The 14,536-nt window shown below is 39.5% G+C and carries 17 protein-coding genes and 1 pseudogene; 6 read left to right on the plus strand and 12 right to left on the minus strand.

The window, feature by feature from the left end; all coding sequences use genetic code 11:
* Positions 1 to 171: 171 nt before the first annotated feature.
* Complete coding sequence (gene ftsY, locus MST17_RS09430) at positions 172 to 1,278, minus strand: signal recognition particle-docking protein FtsY (RefSeq protein WP_180007272.1); 1,107 nt, start codon at positions 1,276 to 1,278, stop codon at positions 172 to 174.
* A gap of 250 nt (positions 1,279 to 1,528) precedes the next feature.
* Here ftsY and MST17_RS09435 point away from each other — a divergent pair.
* Positions 1,529 to 2,842, plus strand: a pseudogene (locus MST17_RS09435) (M16 family metallopeptidase); the annotation flags it as partial.
* Between the two features lie 123 nt (positions 2,843 to 2,965).
* Entirely contained in the window at positions 2,966 to 4,537 is a 1,572-nt protein-coding gene (locus MST17_RS09440) for a M16 family metallopeptidase (protein WP_373685451.1), read from the plus strand.
* Here the strand turns inward: MST17_RS09440 and MST17_RS09445 are convergent.
* On the minus strand, positions 4,461 to 4,784 hold the full coding sequence (locus MST17_RS09445) for a hypothetical protein (protein WP_111884935.1): 324 nt from the start codon (positions 4,782 to 4,784) through the stop codon (positions 4,461 to 4,463). The genes MST17_RS09440 and MST17_RS09445 overlap by 77 nt on opposite strands.
* A 109-nt stretch (positions 4,785 to 4,893) precedes the next feature.
* The gene (locus MST17_RS09450; RefSeq protein ID WP_078188493.1) at positions 4,894 to 5,253 is read right to left on the minus strand and encodes a hypothetical protein; all 360 of its coding nucleotides are present in this window, start codon (positions 5,251 to 5,253) and stop codon (positions 4,894 to 4,896) included.
* A 222-nt stretch (positions 5,254 to 5,475) separates the two neighbouring features.
* On the opposite strand from MST17_RS09450, the gene MST17_RS09455 reads away from it, so the two are divergent.
* The 4 genes from MST17_RS09455 to MST17_RS09470 all read left to right on the plus strand — a co-directional run bounded on the left by MST17_RS09455 (position 5,476) and on the right by MST17_RS09470 (position 7,239).
* Positions 5,476 to 5,709, plus strand: a complete 234-nt coding sequence (locus MST17_RS09455; RefSeq protein WP_078188494.1) for a hypothetical protein — start codon at positions 5,476 to 5,478, stop codon at positions 5,707 to 5,709.
* Positions 5,710 to 5,848: 139 nt separating this feature from the next.
* Positions 5,849 to 6,226 (plus strand): DUF2750 domain-containing protein, encoded by a 378-nt coding sequence (locus MST17_RS09460; RefSeq protein ID WP_078188495.1) that lies wholly within the window; start codon positions 5,849 to 5,851, stop codon positions 6,224 to 6,226.
* 106 nt (positions 6,227 to 6,332) lie between these two features.
* A complete protein-coding gene (locus MST17_RS09465; protein WP_078193901.1) occupies positions 6,333 to 6,764 on the plus strand; it encodes a CBS domain-containing protein in 432 nt (143 codons plus the stop codon).
* A 124-nt stretch (positions 6,765 to 6,888) separates the two neighbouring features.
* A complete protein-coding gene (locus MST17_RS09470; RefSeq protein WP_180027250.1) occupies positions 6,889 to 7,239 on the plus strand; it encodes a hypothetical protein in 351 nt (116 codons plus the stop codon).
* A 9-nt stretch (positions 7,240 to 7,248) separates the two neighbouring features.
* Here MST17_RS09470 and trpB read toward each other — a convergent pair whose 3' ends face one another.
* The 9 genes from trpB to MST17_RS09515 all read right to left on the minus strand — a co-directional run bounded on the left by trpB (position 7,249) and on the right by MST17_RS09515 (position 14,506).
* A complete protein-coding gene (trpB, locus tag MST17_RS09475) occupies positions 7,249 to 8,457 on the minus strand; it encodes a tryptophan synthase subunit beta (protein ID WP_180005109.1) in 1,209 nt (402 codons plus the stop codon).
* 131 nt (positions 8,458 to 8,588) lie between these two features.
* Positions 8,589 to 9,776 (minus strand): VWA domain-containing protein, encoded by a 1,188-nt coding sequence (locus tag MST17_RS09480; protein WP_078188499.1) that lies wholly within the window; start codon positions 9,774 to 9,776, stop codon positions 8,589 to 8,591.
* A 204-nt stretch (positions 9,777 to 9,980) separates the two neighbouring features.
* Positions 9,981 to 10,433, minus strand: coding sequence for a hypothetical protein (locus MST17_RS09485; RefSeq protein WP_168379665.1), 453 nt, complete (start codon positions 10,431 to 10,433; stop codon positions 9,981 to 9,983).
* A 79-nt stretch (positions 10,434 to 10,512) separates the two neighbouring features.
* Positions 10,513 to 11,364: a MoxR family ATPase gene (locus tag MST17_RS09490; RefSeq protein WP_180011248.1), complete on the minus strand. Its 852-nt coding sequence runs from the start codon at positions 11,362 to 11,364 to the stop codon at positions 10,513 to 10,515.
* Positions 11,365 to 11,385: 21 nt separating this feature from the next.
* Positions 11,386 to 11,769: a hypothetical protein gene (locus MST17_RS09495; RefSeq protein ID WP_078193907.1), complete on the minus strand. Its 384-nt coding sequence runs from the start codon at positions 11,767 to 11,769 to the stop codon at positions 11,386 to 11,388.
* Between the two features lie 21 nt (positions 11,770 to 11,790).
* Entirely contained in the window at positions 11,791 to 12,099 is a 309-nt protein-coding gene (locus MST17_RS09500) for a YcgL domain-containing protein (protein ID WP_180027249.1), read from the minus strand.
* Positions 12,100 to 12,223: 124 nt separating this feature from the next.
* Positions 12,224 to 13,366: an HRDC domain-containing protein gene (locus tag MST17_RS09505; protein ID WP_180027248.1), complete on the minus strand. Its 1,143-nt coding sequence runs from the start codon at positions 13,364 to 13,366 to the stop codon at positions 12,224 to 12,226.
* A 201-nt stretch (positions 13,367 to 13,567) separates the two neighbouring features.
* On the minus strand, positions 13,568 to 14,164 hold the full coding sequence (gene recR, locus MST17_RS09510) for a recombination mediator RecR (RefSeq protein WP_180005090.1): 597 nt from the start codon (positions 14,162 to 14,164) through the stop codon (positions 13,568 to 13,570).
* A gap of 12 nt (positions 14,165 to 14,176) precedes the next feature.
* A complete protein-coding gene (locus MST17_RS09515) occupies positions 14,177 to 14,506 on the minus strand; it encodes a YbaB/EbfC family nucleoid-associated protein (protein ID WP_078188506.1) in 330 nt (109 codons plus the stop codon).
* Between the last annotated feature and the right edge of the window lie 30 nt (positions 14,507 to 14,536).

Below are 14,536 nucleotides of genomic sequence, written 5' to 3' on the forward strand. Positions count from 1 at the left end.
AACACCCCAAAGCAATTTTTATATATAAACAACAATTCCTTACTTATTCTAAGGGTATATCAGGCTGAATTTTGATTATGATTTATTCACATGTTGCTTTTTAAATCAATCAGTAAGCTCAAAAACAAAAAACTCCGCATTTTGCGGAGTTTATGTGACATTTAACGCAATTTATTTATCAGTTTCAAATAATGCTGCGACAAATGATTTTGCTGAGAATGGACGCAAGTCATCAATTTTCTCACCTACACCAATAAAACGAATTGGCACATGGGTCCGGCTTGCAATATTAAATAACACACCACCTTTTGCTGTACCATCAAGCTTAGTAATAGTTAGACCTGTAAGCCCTACTGCCTCGTCAAACATTTCAACTTGGTTAATGGCATTTTGACCTGTGCCTGCATCTACCACTAACATCACTTCATGCGGAGCTGTAGCATCAATTTTTTGCATTACACGTTTTACTTTAGACAACTCTTGCATGAGGTGTCCTTTGTTGTGTAAACGACCTGCAGTGTCTGCAATCAGCACATCTACGCCTTTTGCACGAGCACTTTCAAATGCATCAAAAATAACAGATGCAGAATCTGCACCATGACCTTGCGCCACAACGGCAATATTATTGCGTTCGCCCCAAATTTGTAATTGTTCTGTGGCTGCTGCACGGAATGTATCACCAGCAGCCAACATTACTTTTTTACCTTCACCTTGTAAGCGTTTCGCTAATTTACCAATCGTGGTGGTTTTACCCACACCATTTACACCAACAACCAAAATCACATACGGATTTTTATTGCTGTCGATATGTAGCGGTTTAACACGTGGTGCAAGTAATGCCACCAGTTCTTCTTGAAGCGCTTTATATAAAGAGTGCGAATAGATTAAATCGCCACGTTCAGTACGTTCAGTTAAGTTCGCAATAATCGTTTTGGTTGCATCGACACCAATGTCAGCAACCAAAAGTTGCTCTTCAACTTCCTCTAAAAGTTCATCGTCAATTTCCTTCCCACCGATCAGGATATTCACCATGCCGTCTGCCAAGTTCTTACGTGACTTTGCTAGACCTTCTTTCATACGACTAAAGAAGCCGCCTTTCACCTTCGAATCTTCAGTTTCTGACTCTGTTTCTTGTAATGGTGCAGCAACTTCTTGCTGCACTTTCGGTGTCTCGATAATCGGCACATTTACCGCAGGTAAACTCGGTAGCGTGACATCGTCATCACCGATATCAGCATCAATCAAAAATTTATTCTGCCCATGAGATTGCTGTTGCATGCCGAATCCTTGAAAAGCACTGCGTTAAAAAAACCGATTCTATCATAAGTTATCTTAAATTGAGTCGCTACACGCCTGTCAGAGCGAAGCACACTAAAAAACAACATGTTGAACTTGCAATCAAAATTAACTTTAGGAAAACTAGATAGCTATAAAATGCATTTTAATGGATTCCTTTGTGTCCCATAAAAACAGATTTTCTCCTTGTCTTTTTAAAACTTTATTTCGCTCTGCGCTTCCTATCTGTGTCATTAGCAGTTGCCTTTGGTCTGCAACTCATCTACATGCAGACACACGTACCCAATTAACACGTAGCACCTTTGAAACCACACTTAAAAATGGCTTAAAGGTCATTATCCGTGAAGACCACCGTGCGCCGATGGTAATGACCCATATTTGGTATCGTGTTGGCAGTAGTGATGAGTCGGGCAATCTATTAGGGATCTCCCACGCGCTCGAACATATGATGTTTAAAGGAACCACCAAAGTTCCTAATGATGAATTTACACGTCTCAGCCGTATCTATGGCGGCAGCATCAACGCTGCAACCTTTACCAATTACACCAATTATTATCAGTTGTATCCAAAAGCCTATTTTCCTATGGCGCTGGAGCTCGAAGCGGATCGTATGAGTAATTTACGATTGCAACAACAAGATTTCGAGCCTGAAATTAAAGTGGTAATGGAAGAACGCAGACAGCGTACAGATGATAACCCTCGTTCTTTGGCTTATGAACGTTTCAAATGGATCTCTTACCCAACCAGTCACTATCGTCAACCCGTCATTGGACACATGAAAAATCTGCAAAACATCAAATTAGCAGATTTAAAACAGTGGTATAAAGATTGGTATACCCCAAACAACGCCATTTTGGTGATTGTCGGTGATGTCGATGCCGAAGCAGCAATACGTCAAGTTCAAAAATACTTTGGTGATATTCCATCACGTAAAACACCTGATCGTAACGATGTGATGGAATTCGAACGTGTGGGCTATCGTCACATGGAACTAAATTTGCCCGTACAAGTGCCCAATTTGTATATGGCGTGGAATGTACGCTCACTGGCTACCGCAAAAAATCCACAAGATGCTTATGCACTCAATATTATTCGCAATATTTTAGACAGTGGGATCTCATCTCGCCTACAAGACAAACTGGTACGCGATAGAAAATTACTTACTGCTGTAAGTGTTTCTTATGATCCATACAATCGTGGAGACAGTTTGTTTACCATTTCAGCACTCCCTGCCGATGGCGTCAAAATGGAACAAGCGCAAAAAGCGATACAAGATGAAATCGACACTTTAAAAACAGAATTAGTCAAAACACCTGAAGTTGAACGTATCACCACACGTTTTGTCTCCAATTTAGTCTATAACCAAGATGACATCAGCAGCCAAGCCAAGACGATCGGTAACTTAGAAGTCAATGGGCTCAGTTTCAGGCTAATGGACGAATTACCAAAACTATATGAAAACGTCAGCGCACAAGATATTCAACGTGTCGCAAATGCGTATTTTGTCCGAGAAAATTTAAGCACCATGTATCTACTTCCAGAACAGACGGAGGTTCCAACAACCTCAAATAAAGCAGATCAAACAGTAAAATCCGCTCAAACGGAAGTTGTTATTCCAGAGCAACAAATCAGCTCAACCCAAAACACAGATAGCGTCTTGTAAGGATTAGTGATGACTATTACGAAAATTTTATCCCTAAGCTTACTCACTGCGTTTGGCTCACTCCTCCATGCAGAAACTTATACGGAAAATGTTCCCGACCTCAACGATAATCCGAGCCAATTACAATCTATCCCCATGCTGCAAAGTTTAAAGAATTTACAGATTGATAAAGACTACCGTGCTCCGCTTGTTCAAGTGCTGAAAAACCGACATGGTGTGAATAGCCTGTTTGTTGAGTCACAAGATCTACCCATGGTGGATATTCAACTGACCTTTAATGCAGGTTCTGCTCGTGATGAAGAAGTCGGAAAAGGCTTGTATGGTGTTGCCAACATGGCTGCACGTTTAATCGTTGAAGGCACAGAAAAATACAATCCAACGCAAATTGCCTCGGTTTTTGACCAAACAGGTGCTCAATTTAGCGTGCAAGCACATCGAGATATGTTTGTCGTTCGGCTACGCGTATTGTCAGACCCTAAAAAATTAGAACCTGCTTTAAGCATGATGATGGACGTGATTAAAAATGCGACTTTTAAAACCTCTAGTCTAAACTTAGCTCTCAGTAATAACCAAGCTGGTCAGAAGCAACTCCAAGAAAGCCCAAGTCGCTTAATGAATATTCGATTCTATCGGGCTGTATACGGCACACACCCTTATGCAGAACCGATTACGGGAACCAATGGCAGTATCAAAAAAATCACCCCAGACATTTTAAAAAAGTTTCGTGATCAATTTTTAGTTGCTCAAAACTTGAATATTGCCATTACAGGCAAACTCAGCAAAAAAGAAGCTCAGAACCTAGCAGAACGTATTTCTGGAAACTTAAAGCAAGGCGAAAAAGCCAAGGCACTTGCACAACCAGAAGAAAAACAAGGGTTTGATATTATCCATCTTTCCTACAATTCCACCCAAGCCAACGTCATATTTGGACATTTAGGGACGACCCGTGATAACAAAGATCGATTAGCCTTAGAAGTAGCCAATCGAATGTTTGGCGGTGGTGGTTTTAACTCGGTCCTCATGCAAGAGCTTCGTGTTAAACGTGGTTATACTTATGGTGCCTATAGTGCATTTAGCTTTAGCCAAGCACCCGGAATCTTTAGTTTTAGCTATGGAACACGTCAAGATCAGCTTATAGATAGTATTCGAGTGGCACATAAGGCTTTTAATGATTTTGTCAAAATGCCTATTGATCAAAAACAAATGGAAGAAACCAAAGCCGGTATGCTGCGTGCTTTTCCAAATAATTACAGCAGTAATGCAACGATCAATGCACAGCTTGGTCTATTGGGCTTTTATCAACAAGACCCAGATTATTTGACCCAGTACCCTAAATTACTGGAAAAAATAACTGTAGCTGATGTACAAAATGCGGTTCGTACCTATATGCACCCTGAAAATATGACGGTGATTGTGGTCAGTAAAACCTTAGATAAAAATGAAGTACAGCAGATATTGGAGGAGAATGTACAAGCAGCTCCAACCAAGATAATCCCTGCGACTAAGGCTGTTCCTCTGCCAAAGCCGGAAGTTGATGTGCTCGCACAGACTCCATCTGATAAGCATGCATCAATTTAAGATAAGCACCCACACGAATGCGATCTTGCTGTCTCAGCAGCATCGCCATTTCCTGTGTTTCAGGATAACTTTGCTGCAACGCAAGTCGTGACACGTTTTGGTATTGCTGTACAGAAATAGGACGATATAAGGCAATTACAGCCAATACCAAAATCACCACGATCATGACTGAAACAAAGATATTATAAATTTGCTCTAGCTGTATTTTAGATTTGAATTGAATAATTTTTTCTAAATCAATAGTCATACACTACCTCAGGTTCAAAGTAGTGTATGGCTGACGTTCAAGAAGTTCAAGTCACAGCGCTTAAAACTGAATCAGTCCACCGTTTCAGTCTGTGAGTTAGCTAAACAATTTAATGAATAATGGTACGTATCACCGCAAAATAAAGAATTAATGCAATAATCGCCAAAACGATAAATACTGCAAAAATACTCATTCCACCTTCTGCATGCGCAGGATGTAAATCATCATCATCGGCGATTTTGAGTAATTCGCCATTATATGCATTGTAAAATTCTAAGCGCTGTCCCTTATCTAAATCCCGTGTGAAATCATATACACGTTTGCGCTGTGCTAAACCAAAATCCCCTAAATGAATCTCCTGATGAAAAATTGCGTCATCAAGATTGCGACGATGTAGATGTGCCAATTCCACAATTTGCGCTAATGTCGGAGGATAATCTAAAGTTAAACCGTCTAAAACTTTTGTCATTTTACTTCTCCTTATTATCTACAACTTCTTATGTTAGTATTTTACTCATGAAAACAATTGTTCATTGTTTAATCATGTAAACTATAGCAAATTAGAAATATTTACGTGAATAGTTGACAATTCAAGATAATTGTAATATTAGTTTAATAATACTTAGTTATATTAGTTAATAGGGCTAAAGAATGGGCCCTTAATGATCATAATTAGAATAAGGAGTTAAATATGATTCAACAATTCTCTCAACATGAACTCGAACATGTATACGCAAATGCGGTAAACACAATTCAATCTCAAATGAACTTCAGCGATGCAGTTCACGAATTGGAAGATGCAGCTCGTGCTGGACATGGTAAAGCAGCGTTATTTTTGGCTGAACTTTATTATCAAGGCTTCCGCGTAGAACGTGACTCACTCAAAGCGCAATATTGGCAGAACATGGCCACCTTGCAAGCATAAAAAAACGTCACTAAGGTGGCGTTTTTTACACCCTTCAACTTTTAACTACATAAATTCTTACAATCCAGTTCAAAGCTTACACAGCTTTTTCATAAGAATTTCCTACAATAGGAGCAACATCAACAACACGCTGCATATGATGTCTAAATTAAAGCAATATAAACCTATTCCAAAAGATTTATTTTTCAAAATTAGTATTTTAAAAACCATGATGTACTGTGGAGTCCTTTGGGGTCTCTACCACCAACAAGGTTGGGCAATGACCAGCGATCAAGATCATATTATCTTCCCGTTTTGGCTAAATGGCATTCAAGCGCATAAATATGCCAAAAAGCATTGGCCCAACTACACTCCACGACGCATTACACCAGAAGATTTTGAGGCATCGCTATTACCAACATTGACACGCCTTAAAGTTATCCCTGCGTTGCATAGCTCAAGTCACATTCGTCTCAAGCTCACAACCTCGCAAATGCGTTTATTCTTTTTTAACCAAGATAAGATTCAAATGGCATAAAACCCTCAGTGCATGCTTGACCTCTGCATGCACTGAAAAGTATTTGCTTTTTTCAAATTTCGCGCTAATTTAAATTAAACAAAAACTACTATAAAGGAATGAAAATATGACTACAGTTGCCCAAGTACTTAAAGACAAAGCTTATCAAGAAATTTACACCATCACCCCAGATGCGACTGTACTCGAAGCCATTTCCCTGATGGCACAAAAAGGCATTGGTGCCCTCGTTGTGACCCATGAAGGCACAGTTGTTGGGATTTTGTCTGAGCGTGATTACACACGTAAAATCGCACTCATGGAAAGAACCTCTTTCGATACCTCTGTCAGCGAAATTATGACGGGTAGTGTCATCACCGTGACAAGTGCCGCGACTGTCGAAGAATGTTTAGAACTTATGACAGATCGCCATTTACGTCATTTACCTGTCGTTGAGGAACAGAAATTAACCGGCTTAATCTCCATCGGCGACCTTGTAAAAGCAGCAATGGATGATCAACGCAAACTGATCGAACAACTTCAACAATATATTTCAGGCTAAACTCAATAATTCCCCCTTAACAAGCTTTAAGGGGGGAATTCTAAAAATCAATAATTTAATATAATTCAAAATTTGTAATGACATACACATTACAAATTAATTACTTTTCTCAATTTCCTTTCTTATGCTTAAACCCGCTTTAGATAAATTAGACCAACTAGATGCCATCATTTTAGAATTAGAACGCTTAATGTTTTCGATGAAAGACGATGAGGTGTTGCAAAACTACCGACGCACGATTAATTTAGAGATTGCTACTTCTATCGCTGAAATTTTAGATGCAAAGGCAATTATTTATGCACTACATCCTGAGTTAATTCCAATTACATCAAGCGTTAACCACACTATATATAAAAATTATGTCAAAAAAAATATCCCAGTTAAAAACTGGGATACTTCGAATATAGATCGGGCTATACAACTGCAAAAGATTTTTGCATCATCAACAGATGATGAGCAACTTAGTCTTTTTTAATGGCAGTAATTAATTTAAACCTAATTTTTCAGCCACATAGTCTGAGTCTTTATCGCCACGGCCTGAAACGTTAACGACAATCTTCACATCTTTGGCAAGTTTTGATGCTTCACGAATTGCCCATGCAACCGCATGTGAACTTTCTAGTGCAGGAACAATACCTTCCACACGTGAGAGCGTCATGAAGGCATCTAAACATTCTTGGTCTGTCGCTGTTGTATATTCAACACGGCCTAGGTCTTTTAACAAACTATGTTGTGGCCCCACTCCTGGATAGTCCAAACCTGATGCAATTGAATGCACTGGTAATGGCTCACCCTGTTCATCTTCAAGGACATAACATGCCATGCCATGAATTTGACTTGGCTTACCCAATGTCAACGTCGCAGAGTGCATATTGGTATCTAAGCCATGACCTGCAGGTTCTACACCCACAAGTTTTACATCGGTGTCATTGAGGAATGCTGTAAATGCACCGACAGCATTTGAACCACCGCCCACACATGCAACCACATAGTCAGGATTTGCACCAAATCGATCATTGGCTTGAACTTTAATTTCATCTCCAATAATTGACTGGAAGTCACGAACCATTTTCGGGAATGGATGTGGGCCAACCACTGAACCAATCGCATAAATAAAATTGGTTGGATCTTTTAAATATTCTTCAAATGCGCTGTCTACTGCATCTTTGAGCGTAGCTGTACCACGAGTAACAGAGATTAGGTTGGCACCTAAAATCTTCATTTTCACCACGTTTGGATGTTCTTTTTCAATATCCACTTGCCCCATGTGAATTTCACATGGAATGCCCACCAAGGCACAAGCCGTTGCCAATGCTACACCATGCTGACCTGCGCCGGTTTCAGCAATCACTTTGGTTTTACCCATGTATTTTGCTAACAAAGCTTCGCCAAGGCAGTGGTTAATTTTATGCGCACCGGTATGGTTGAGGTCTTCACGCTTTAGGTAGATTTGTGCCCCACCTAATTTGTCAGACAAGCGCTTTGCATAAAACAATGGACTAGGACGTCCAACATAGTGTGCAAACAACTCTTTCAATTCATTTTGAAATTCTTCTGTATGACGAATTTGCTCATAAGCAACATTAATGTCATCCATTGCCTGTTTTAAATCTGGTGGAATGAACTGCCCACCGTATTCACCGAAGAAACCTTCTTCATTAGGTAATGCGATACCATTAATTTGATGATCCATCATATTTCCTTCATGTTGTATGCAAAACAAAGACTTTTAAATACTATCCAATTTTGAAAATAAGAAACAATGCAAAATTGGAGTAAGTAATATAAACATCATTGATAAGAAAAAGTAGCGTTTTTAAAGCTTTAGCGCGCTAAATATTTCGTCATATCTTCCACACCTTTGAGGGTCATCGGGAACATATGATCTTCAAAGATTTGTTTAATCGCAGCAATGGTCTGGGTGTAATGCCAATAACTTTCTTCTTCTGGATTTAACCACGCTGTTTTATCAAAATGATTGCGTAAGCGCTGTAACCACACCTGACCAGCTTCATCATTCATATACTCCACAGATCCACCTGCCGAGTTCAACTCATATGGTGCCATACTCGCATCACCGACAACGATGACACGGTAATCTCGACCATAGGTGTTGAATAGATCCCATGTATTCATACGCGTGCTTGAACGGCGAATATTGTCTTTCCATACATAATCATATAAACAGTTATGGAAATAGAAATACTCTAACGTTTTAAATTCCGTTTTTGCAGCGGTAAAGAGCTTCTCACATTGGGCAATATGTGAATCCATCGAGCCCCCAACATCAAAAAGCATCAAGACTTTAATACGGTTACGTCGTTCTGGAACCAACTGCACATCCAAAATACCCTGTTTGGCAGTTTCACGAATGGTTCCGTCGATATCCAGCTCTTCTGCTGCACCTTGACGGGCAAATTTACGCAAACGACGCAAAGCCATCTGCATCTGACGACTGCCGAGAATCTGCTCATCATCTAGGTTTCGGTATTGACGTTGTTCCCACACTTTCACCGCAGATCGTTTACGACCAGGCCCACCAATACGCACGCCTTCAGGATGGTCGCCATAGGCACCAAACGGCGACGTACCACCCGTCCCAATCATCCGATTACCACCCTGATGCTTTTTATGCTGCTCGCGCAAACGCTCTTCGAGCATTTTCATCAGTTCTTCTAAGGAACCAGCTTTTTTTAATTCTTCTCGTTGTTCTGGTGTTAGATGCTTTTCGATGAGCTCAAGGTCAAACCAATCCTTTGGCAGTTTATGTACCTGATTTAATAGCTCATCCAAATCAAAGGTAGCAATACCGTCAAAATAGTCCTTCATTGCACGGTCGAACTTATCAAAGTAACGTTCATCTTTGACCATGACGGTTTTTGCAAGCTGATAAAATTCATTTTGATCTGCAAAGACCAGCCCTGCTGCCACTGCTTGGTTCAAGTCAATCAATTCACGAGTTGAAACAGGAACACCGTATTTTCGAAGGGTATAAAACAATCGCACAAACATAGGCGAATAAAATCCAATAAAAATTAAATATCAGGAGGTCAAATCCAGTGTGAATGCATGTGATCTTGTTATTTCATCTGCAACTGAGTCTTGCCTTTACATCCACCATTATGAAAAATTGATCCCTACAAGTAAAGCCAAAAGCTTTTACTGTGTGTTCATATACGTTGCCCTACCTACCCAAAGAAACACAAACGGCATGATTTATTCGCAAGTCGCATTTCTTTCTTTAAGTGATTTTTTAAGAGTTTCATATTTGCGCTGAACATCGAGACGATCTTGCTGCAACTTTTCAATAGACACGATTTTATGAAAACCTTGATGGTTTCTATAGCGGTTAAAATCGCTTAGGTTCAAGATCACAAAATCATAGTATTTCAGCTCGAGTACAGTTGCAGCACAGGCCTTTTGTTGAATGGCCGTTTGAGCTACAAGATGATCTGATTGATCGATGAGCTTTTCTTTAAGTTGATGTTCTGCAACTTGCGCCCAATACACATCTTGAAGTAGCTGTTGATGCTGCTGTTCAAACTGAGCATCATCCATCGCATAGCTATAACTAGATAAATACAAGCTCGCAGCCAACAAGAGCACAGTTGACTTAAATCTCCTAGGTACAGCTATATGTACACCTGATACGTATGCGCTTGTCTGCATAATTCACCTTTATATTTTTTAATGCTCAAAATAAAAGCCGGATAACCGGCTTTTAAATCTTTGATAAAATTAATAGCAATTAACGACGTGACATAAATGCTAGACGTTCAAGCAATTGCACATCTTGTTCGTTCTTAATCAAGGCACCATAAAGCGGTGGAATTGATTTTGATTTATCTGTATTGCGTAAAATATCTTCTGGCATATCATCAGCCATCAGCAAACTCAACCAATCAATCAACTCAGAGGTTGAAGGCGGTTTCTTTAAACCCGGAATTTGACGTAATTTAAAGAAGATTTGTAGTGCTTCAGAGACCAAGGTATTTGAAATATTTTCAAAATGTACATCGATGATTTCACGCATGGTTGCTTCGTCAGGGAATTCAATATAATGAAAGAAACAGCGACGCAAGAAGGCATCTGGAAGTTCTTTTTCATTATTTGAAGTAATGATCACGATTGGACGTTGTGTTGCCGTAATCGTTTCACCCGTCTCATACACAAAGAAGGACATTTTATCGAGTTCGTGTAGCAAATCATTAGGGAATTCGATATCTGCTTTATCAATCTCGTCAATTAGAAGTACACAACGTTCTTCACTAGTGAATGCTTCCCAAAGCTTACCCGGCTTAATATAGTTTTTGATGTCATAAACACGGTCATCGCCCAACTGACTATCACGCAGACGAGATACGGCGTCGTACTCGTACAAACCTTGCTGAGCCTTGGTCGTTGATTTGATATGCCACGTAATGAGCTTAAGCCCTAAGCTTTCAGCCACTTGTTCGGCTAAAAGTGTCTTACCTGTCCCCGGCTCACCTTTAACCAAAAGTGGCTTTTGCAATGAACGTGCAGCTTTTACTGCAAGTTTTAAACTATCGGTCGCAATATATTGATCTGTACCAGTAAATTGTTGAGTTTCAACAGACATGACATAACCTTATTTTTTTATTTAAAGCGGTGAAATTTTCTTGTTTACAACGTGCTGTGGTTTCGCTGCATTGTATTTTGTCCAAAAATAACCGAGGACTAAACCAATACCCACCACAAAGAGAATCAACGATAGATTCAACCAAACCAATGGCTGATCTTTTGTTAATACACCAAAAATCAAACCAAAAATCGCAGGTGCGATCGCTGCATTTGAACCTTCAGAAACGGTTGGTGTTAATAAAATAGCAAATACGATAAGCCAACCAATGGCACCGATCGTTTTGGGTAAGCGCTTCATCAGCCCATACCAACACAACAAAGCAATTACAGCCCCACCTAGGTAAACCGTAATTGCAATACTGCTTTCAGGAATTGAGTCCAATACCGATACTACACCATTCATTTTCACAACTCCTGAATTAACTTAAGCGCCGCGCAAGCCTTCTGGCTCAACTGCATTTGGGTCAATTAAACCTTCTGGAGGCATTTGAATAAAGAACCCTTTTGTTTCAATTGAATCTAGTACATGCAATACGTTTACACGTGCAAGTTTGCGTGATTCACTAAGTTCTAGATCCATGACAAATGTGGCACGACCAAATGCTGTACGTAAAGCATCAGGCATTACTGCAAGTGGATCTGTCACTTCAGTTTCGTTTTCATTAACTTCAGGACGAGCAATATAAAGATACATTTCATCTTTTTTGCTCGATTTGTAGATAGAACAGTACATAATTGAATCAATACTCATTAGACGCAAGGCAAAGGATACATCAAAAAAAAGACTGATACATTAGTGTTTATTAACGCATCAGTCGTGAATTTGTATAAGTGATAGTTCTTTAATCAATCAGAACTTATTCCATCACTTTCATTTGACCAGAAAGATAGCTTTCATCGGCATGCAGTACTTCAATTAAAGGCTTCGTCAGCAAATCATAGCGCCAGCCCAACAAATAGCTCGGTAAATCTTGTTCATCATTATGAAAAACCACATGCTGATACAAAGCATTTAACCATTTTTTACGCATTAAAACTTCTTTAGGCACAGAGGTTTCTTGTACTGCACGCTGAATGACTGTATCGACGCGCGAACCAATATCCTGAGACGAATGACGAATTGGACGTGCCATACGCAGCGGCCATTCAGCTTGTTCTGGTAAAAACTTCAACAAATCTAAAATAATTTTACCATGCTCACGCACAATGTTCGGACGAATATCTTTCACCGCACTCAATTGAAAATTATTTTTTGGATTTTTTTCTACCATATCAATGATGGTTGAGTTTTTAAGAATAAAGCTACGTGGCTGATTTAAGGCTTTCACCATTTGCTCACGCCAAACGGCCAATTGCTGAATTTGCATGAGCTGACGACGTGAATGTCGATAATTACCAATATCGTGATACAGCATATGGATCGGCGTTTCAGTGCCGATTTCATATGTTAAATTTTTGCAGTCCTCAAGCACACAATTTAATAAACTTTTCGCAGCCAACTCATTTTGAATCGTTTGGCTTAAATTCATTAAATAATGTACATCATTCGCTGCATAGTTCAATTGCTCGGCACTGAGTGGACGGGCCAACCAATCTGAACGTGTCTGATCTTTATCTATATCAACATCGAGCATAGTTTTTAAGGCATTTTGATAGCTGACTTGTAAGCCATGCCCTAAAAATGACATCCCAACTTGGGTATCAAAGACATTTTCTAAAGACTTATGCTGTGCATAGTGATAAATCAGGTCGATATCTTCACTACAAGCATGAAAAATGTTTTGCTGAGCTGCAAATAATTTTTGCCAGAATTGGCTTAAATCGAGGGTTGTACCATCAAGTAAATACACCTGATTTTGTACATTAATTTGGAAAAGTCCAAGTTTGGGCCACAGGGTATCTACTTTTATAAACTCGGTGTCGAGTCCGTAAATCGAGCTTTGGTCCATAAGATTTAAAACGCAATTTAAATCTGGCTGATTTTGAATGAATTGATACATAAGTTGCTGAGTCTAATTTTAGATGCTCTATGAGCTTATATTAACTGATATATATTATTTATCTATAAGGAAAAACGTTATTTTAGTGACTTATTTTCTTTATTTGGCTTTTTTATTCATTATTAACAAAAACTTTAATCGTTATTAAGTATAAATAATTAGGTGAATTTTATACAAAGCGAAACGAGTTTCGCTCTATAGTTACTTCATTCGCATTCGGTTATGCACGGCCTGACTTAAAGTATGACTATCCACATATTCAAGCTCACCACCCTGTGGTACACCCTGTGCAATACGGGTCATTTGTATTGGTAAATGCTTGGTCGCTTCAACCAAATAATGTGCTGTCGCTTGACCTTCTACCGTTGCATTGGTCGCCAAGATCACTTCCTGCACTTTACCATCACTTAATCGTTGAATTAAATATGGGATACCAATTTCGTCTGGGCCAATACCATCGAGTGGCGACAAATGTCCACCCAATACATGATATTTCCCTCTAAAACTGCCACTTTGCTCGATTGCCATGACATCTGCGGGAGATTCAACCACACAAAGCAGTTGATCATCACGTTCTGACGAGACGCATATGTTGCACACTTCATCTTCAGTCAATGAATGGCAAATTGTACATTCATGAATATAGTTGGTTGCTTCAGTCAAGGCATGTGCCAAACCAACAGCGCCTTCCCTATTTTTCATGATTAAGTGCAGTGCCATACGTTGAGCCGACTTTGGCCCAACGCTTGGCAAAATACGCAATGCCTGTACAAGTTGATCAAAACGATCACTAAACATTCAACGTATTCCTTAGAATAAACCTGAAAGACCTGGTGGAAGACCCATACCAGAGTTTGCAGATTTCAGTTTTTCTTCTGAAATTACTTCAGCTTGACGTGAAGCATCATTCATTGCTGCTGCAATTAAGTCTTCAATCATATCTGCATCATCTTGAAGTAGTTCAGGATTGATTTCGATACGTTTCACTACATGACGTGCAGTCATAGTAACTTTAACCAGACCACCACCTGCTTCAGCGTGAACTTCAACTTGTGCAAGCTCTTCCTTGGCTTTTTTAATGTTGCTCTCAACTTCTTTTTGCATGCGTTGAGCTTGCTGCATGAGCATATTAATGTTCATAAAAATCTCCGAACAAAACTGATGAATTCA

This window comes from Acinetobacter sp. YH16056_T (genome assembly GCF_024605895.1).
Lineage (GTDB): Bacteria > Pseudomonadota > Gammaproteobacteria > Pseudomonadales > Moraxellaceae > Acinetobacter > Acinetobacter amyesii.

What these genes read in the sequence shown, in the direction of transcription:
- MST17_RS09490 (WP_180011248.1), bottom strand. Translation starts at nt 11,364, where the DNA reads ATGTCTGTTGAAACTCAACAATTTACTGGTACAGATCAATATATTGCG.
- MST17_RS09495 (WP_078193907.1), bottom strand. Translation starts at nt 11,769, where the DNA reads ATGAATGGTGTAGTATCGGTATTGGACTCAATTCCTGAAAGCAGTATT.
- MST17_RS09505 (WP_180027248.1), bottom strand. Translation starts at nt 13,366, where the DNA reads ATGTATCAATTCATTCAAAATCAGCCAGATTTAAATTGCGTTTTAAAT.
- MST17_RS09480 (WP_078188499.1), bottom strand. Translation starts at nt 9,776, where the DNA reads ATGTTTGTGCGATTGTTTTATACCCTTCGAAAATACGGTGTTCCTGTT.
- MST17_RS09500 (WP_180027249.1), bottom strand. Translation starts at nt 12,099, where the DNA reads ATGTACTGTTCTATCTACAAATCGAGCAAAAAAGATGAAATGTATCTT.
- MST17_RS09460 (WP_078188495.1), top strand. Translation starts at nt 5,849, where the DNA reads ATGTCTAAATTAAAGCAATATAAACCTATTCCAAAAGATTTATTTTTC.
- MST17_RS09465 (WP_078193901.1), top strand. Translation starts at nt 6,333, where the DNA reads ATGACTACAGTTGCCCAAGTACTTAAAGACAAAGCTTATCAAGAAATT.
- MST17_RS09450 (WP_078188493.1), bottom strand. Translation starts at nt 5,253, where the DNA reads ATGACAAAAGTTTTAGACGGTTTAACTTTAGATTATCCTCCGACATTA.
- trpB (WP_180005109.1), bottom strand. Translation starts at nt 8,457, where the DNA reads ATGGATCATCAAATTAATGGTATCGCATTACCTAATGAAGAAGGTTTC.
- MST17_RS09485 (WP_168379665.1), bottom strand. Translation starts at nt 10,433, where the DNA reads ATGCAGACAAGCGCATACGTATCAGGTGTACATATAGCTGTACCTAGG.
- MST17_RS09455 (WP_078188494.1), top strand. Translation starts at nt 5,476, where the DNA reads ATGATTCAACAATTCTCTCAACATGAACTCGAACATGTATACGCAAAT.
- MST17_RS09515 (WP_078188506.1), bottom strand. Translation starts at nt 14,506, where the DNA reads ATGAACATTAATATGCTCATGCAGCAAGCTCAACGCATGCAAAAAGAA.
- ftsY (WP_180007272.1), bottom strand. Translation starts at nt 1,278, where the DNA reads ATGCAACAGCAATCTCATGGGCAGAATAAATTTTTGATTGATGCTGAT.
- MST17_RS09445 (WP_111884935.1), bottom strand. Translation starts at nt 4,784, where the DNA reads ATGACTATTGATTTAGAAAAAATTATTCAATTCAAATCTAAAATACAG.
- recR (WP_180005090.1), bottom strand. Translation starts at nt 14,164, where the DNA reads ATGTTTAGTGATCGTTTTGATCAACTTGTACAGGCATTGCGTATTTTG.
- MST17_RS09470 (WP_180027250.1), top strand. Translation starts at nt 6,889, where the DNA reads ATGCTTAAACCCGCTTTAGATAAATTAGACCAACTAGATGCCATCATT.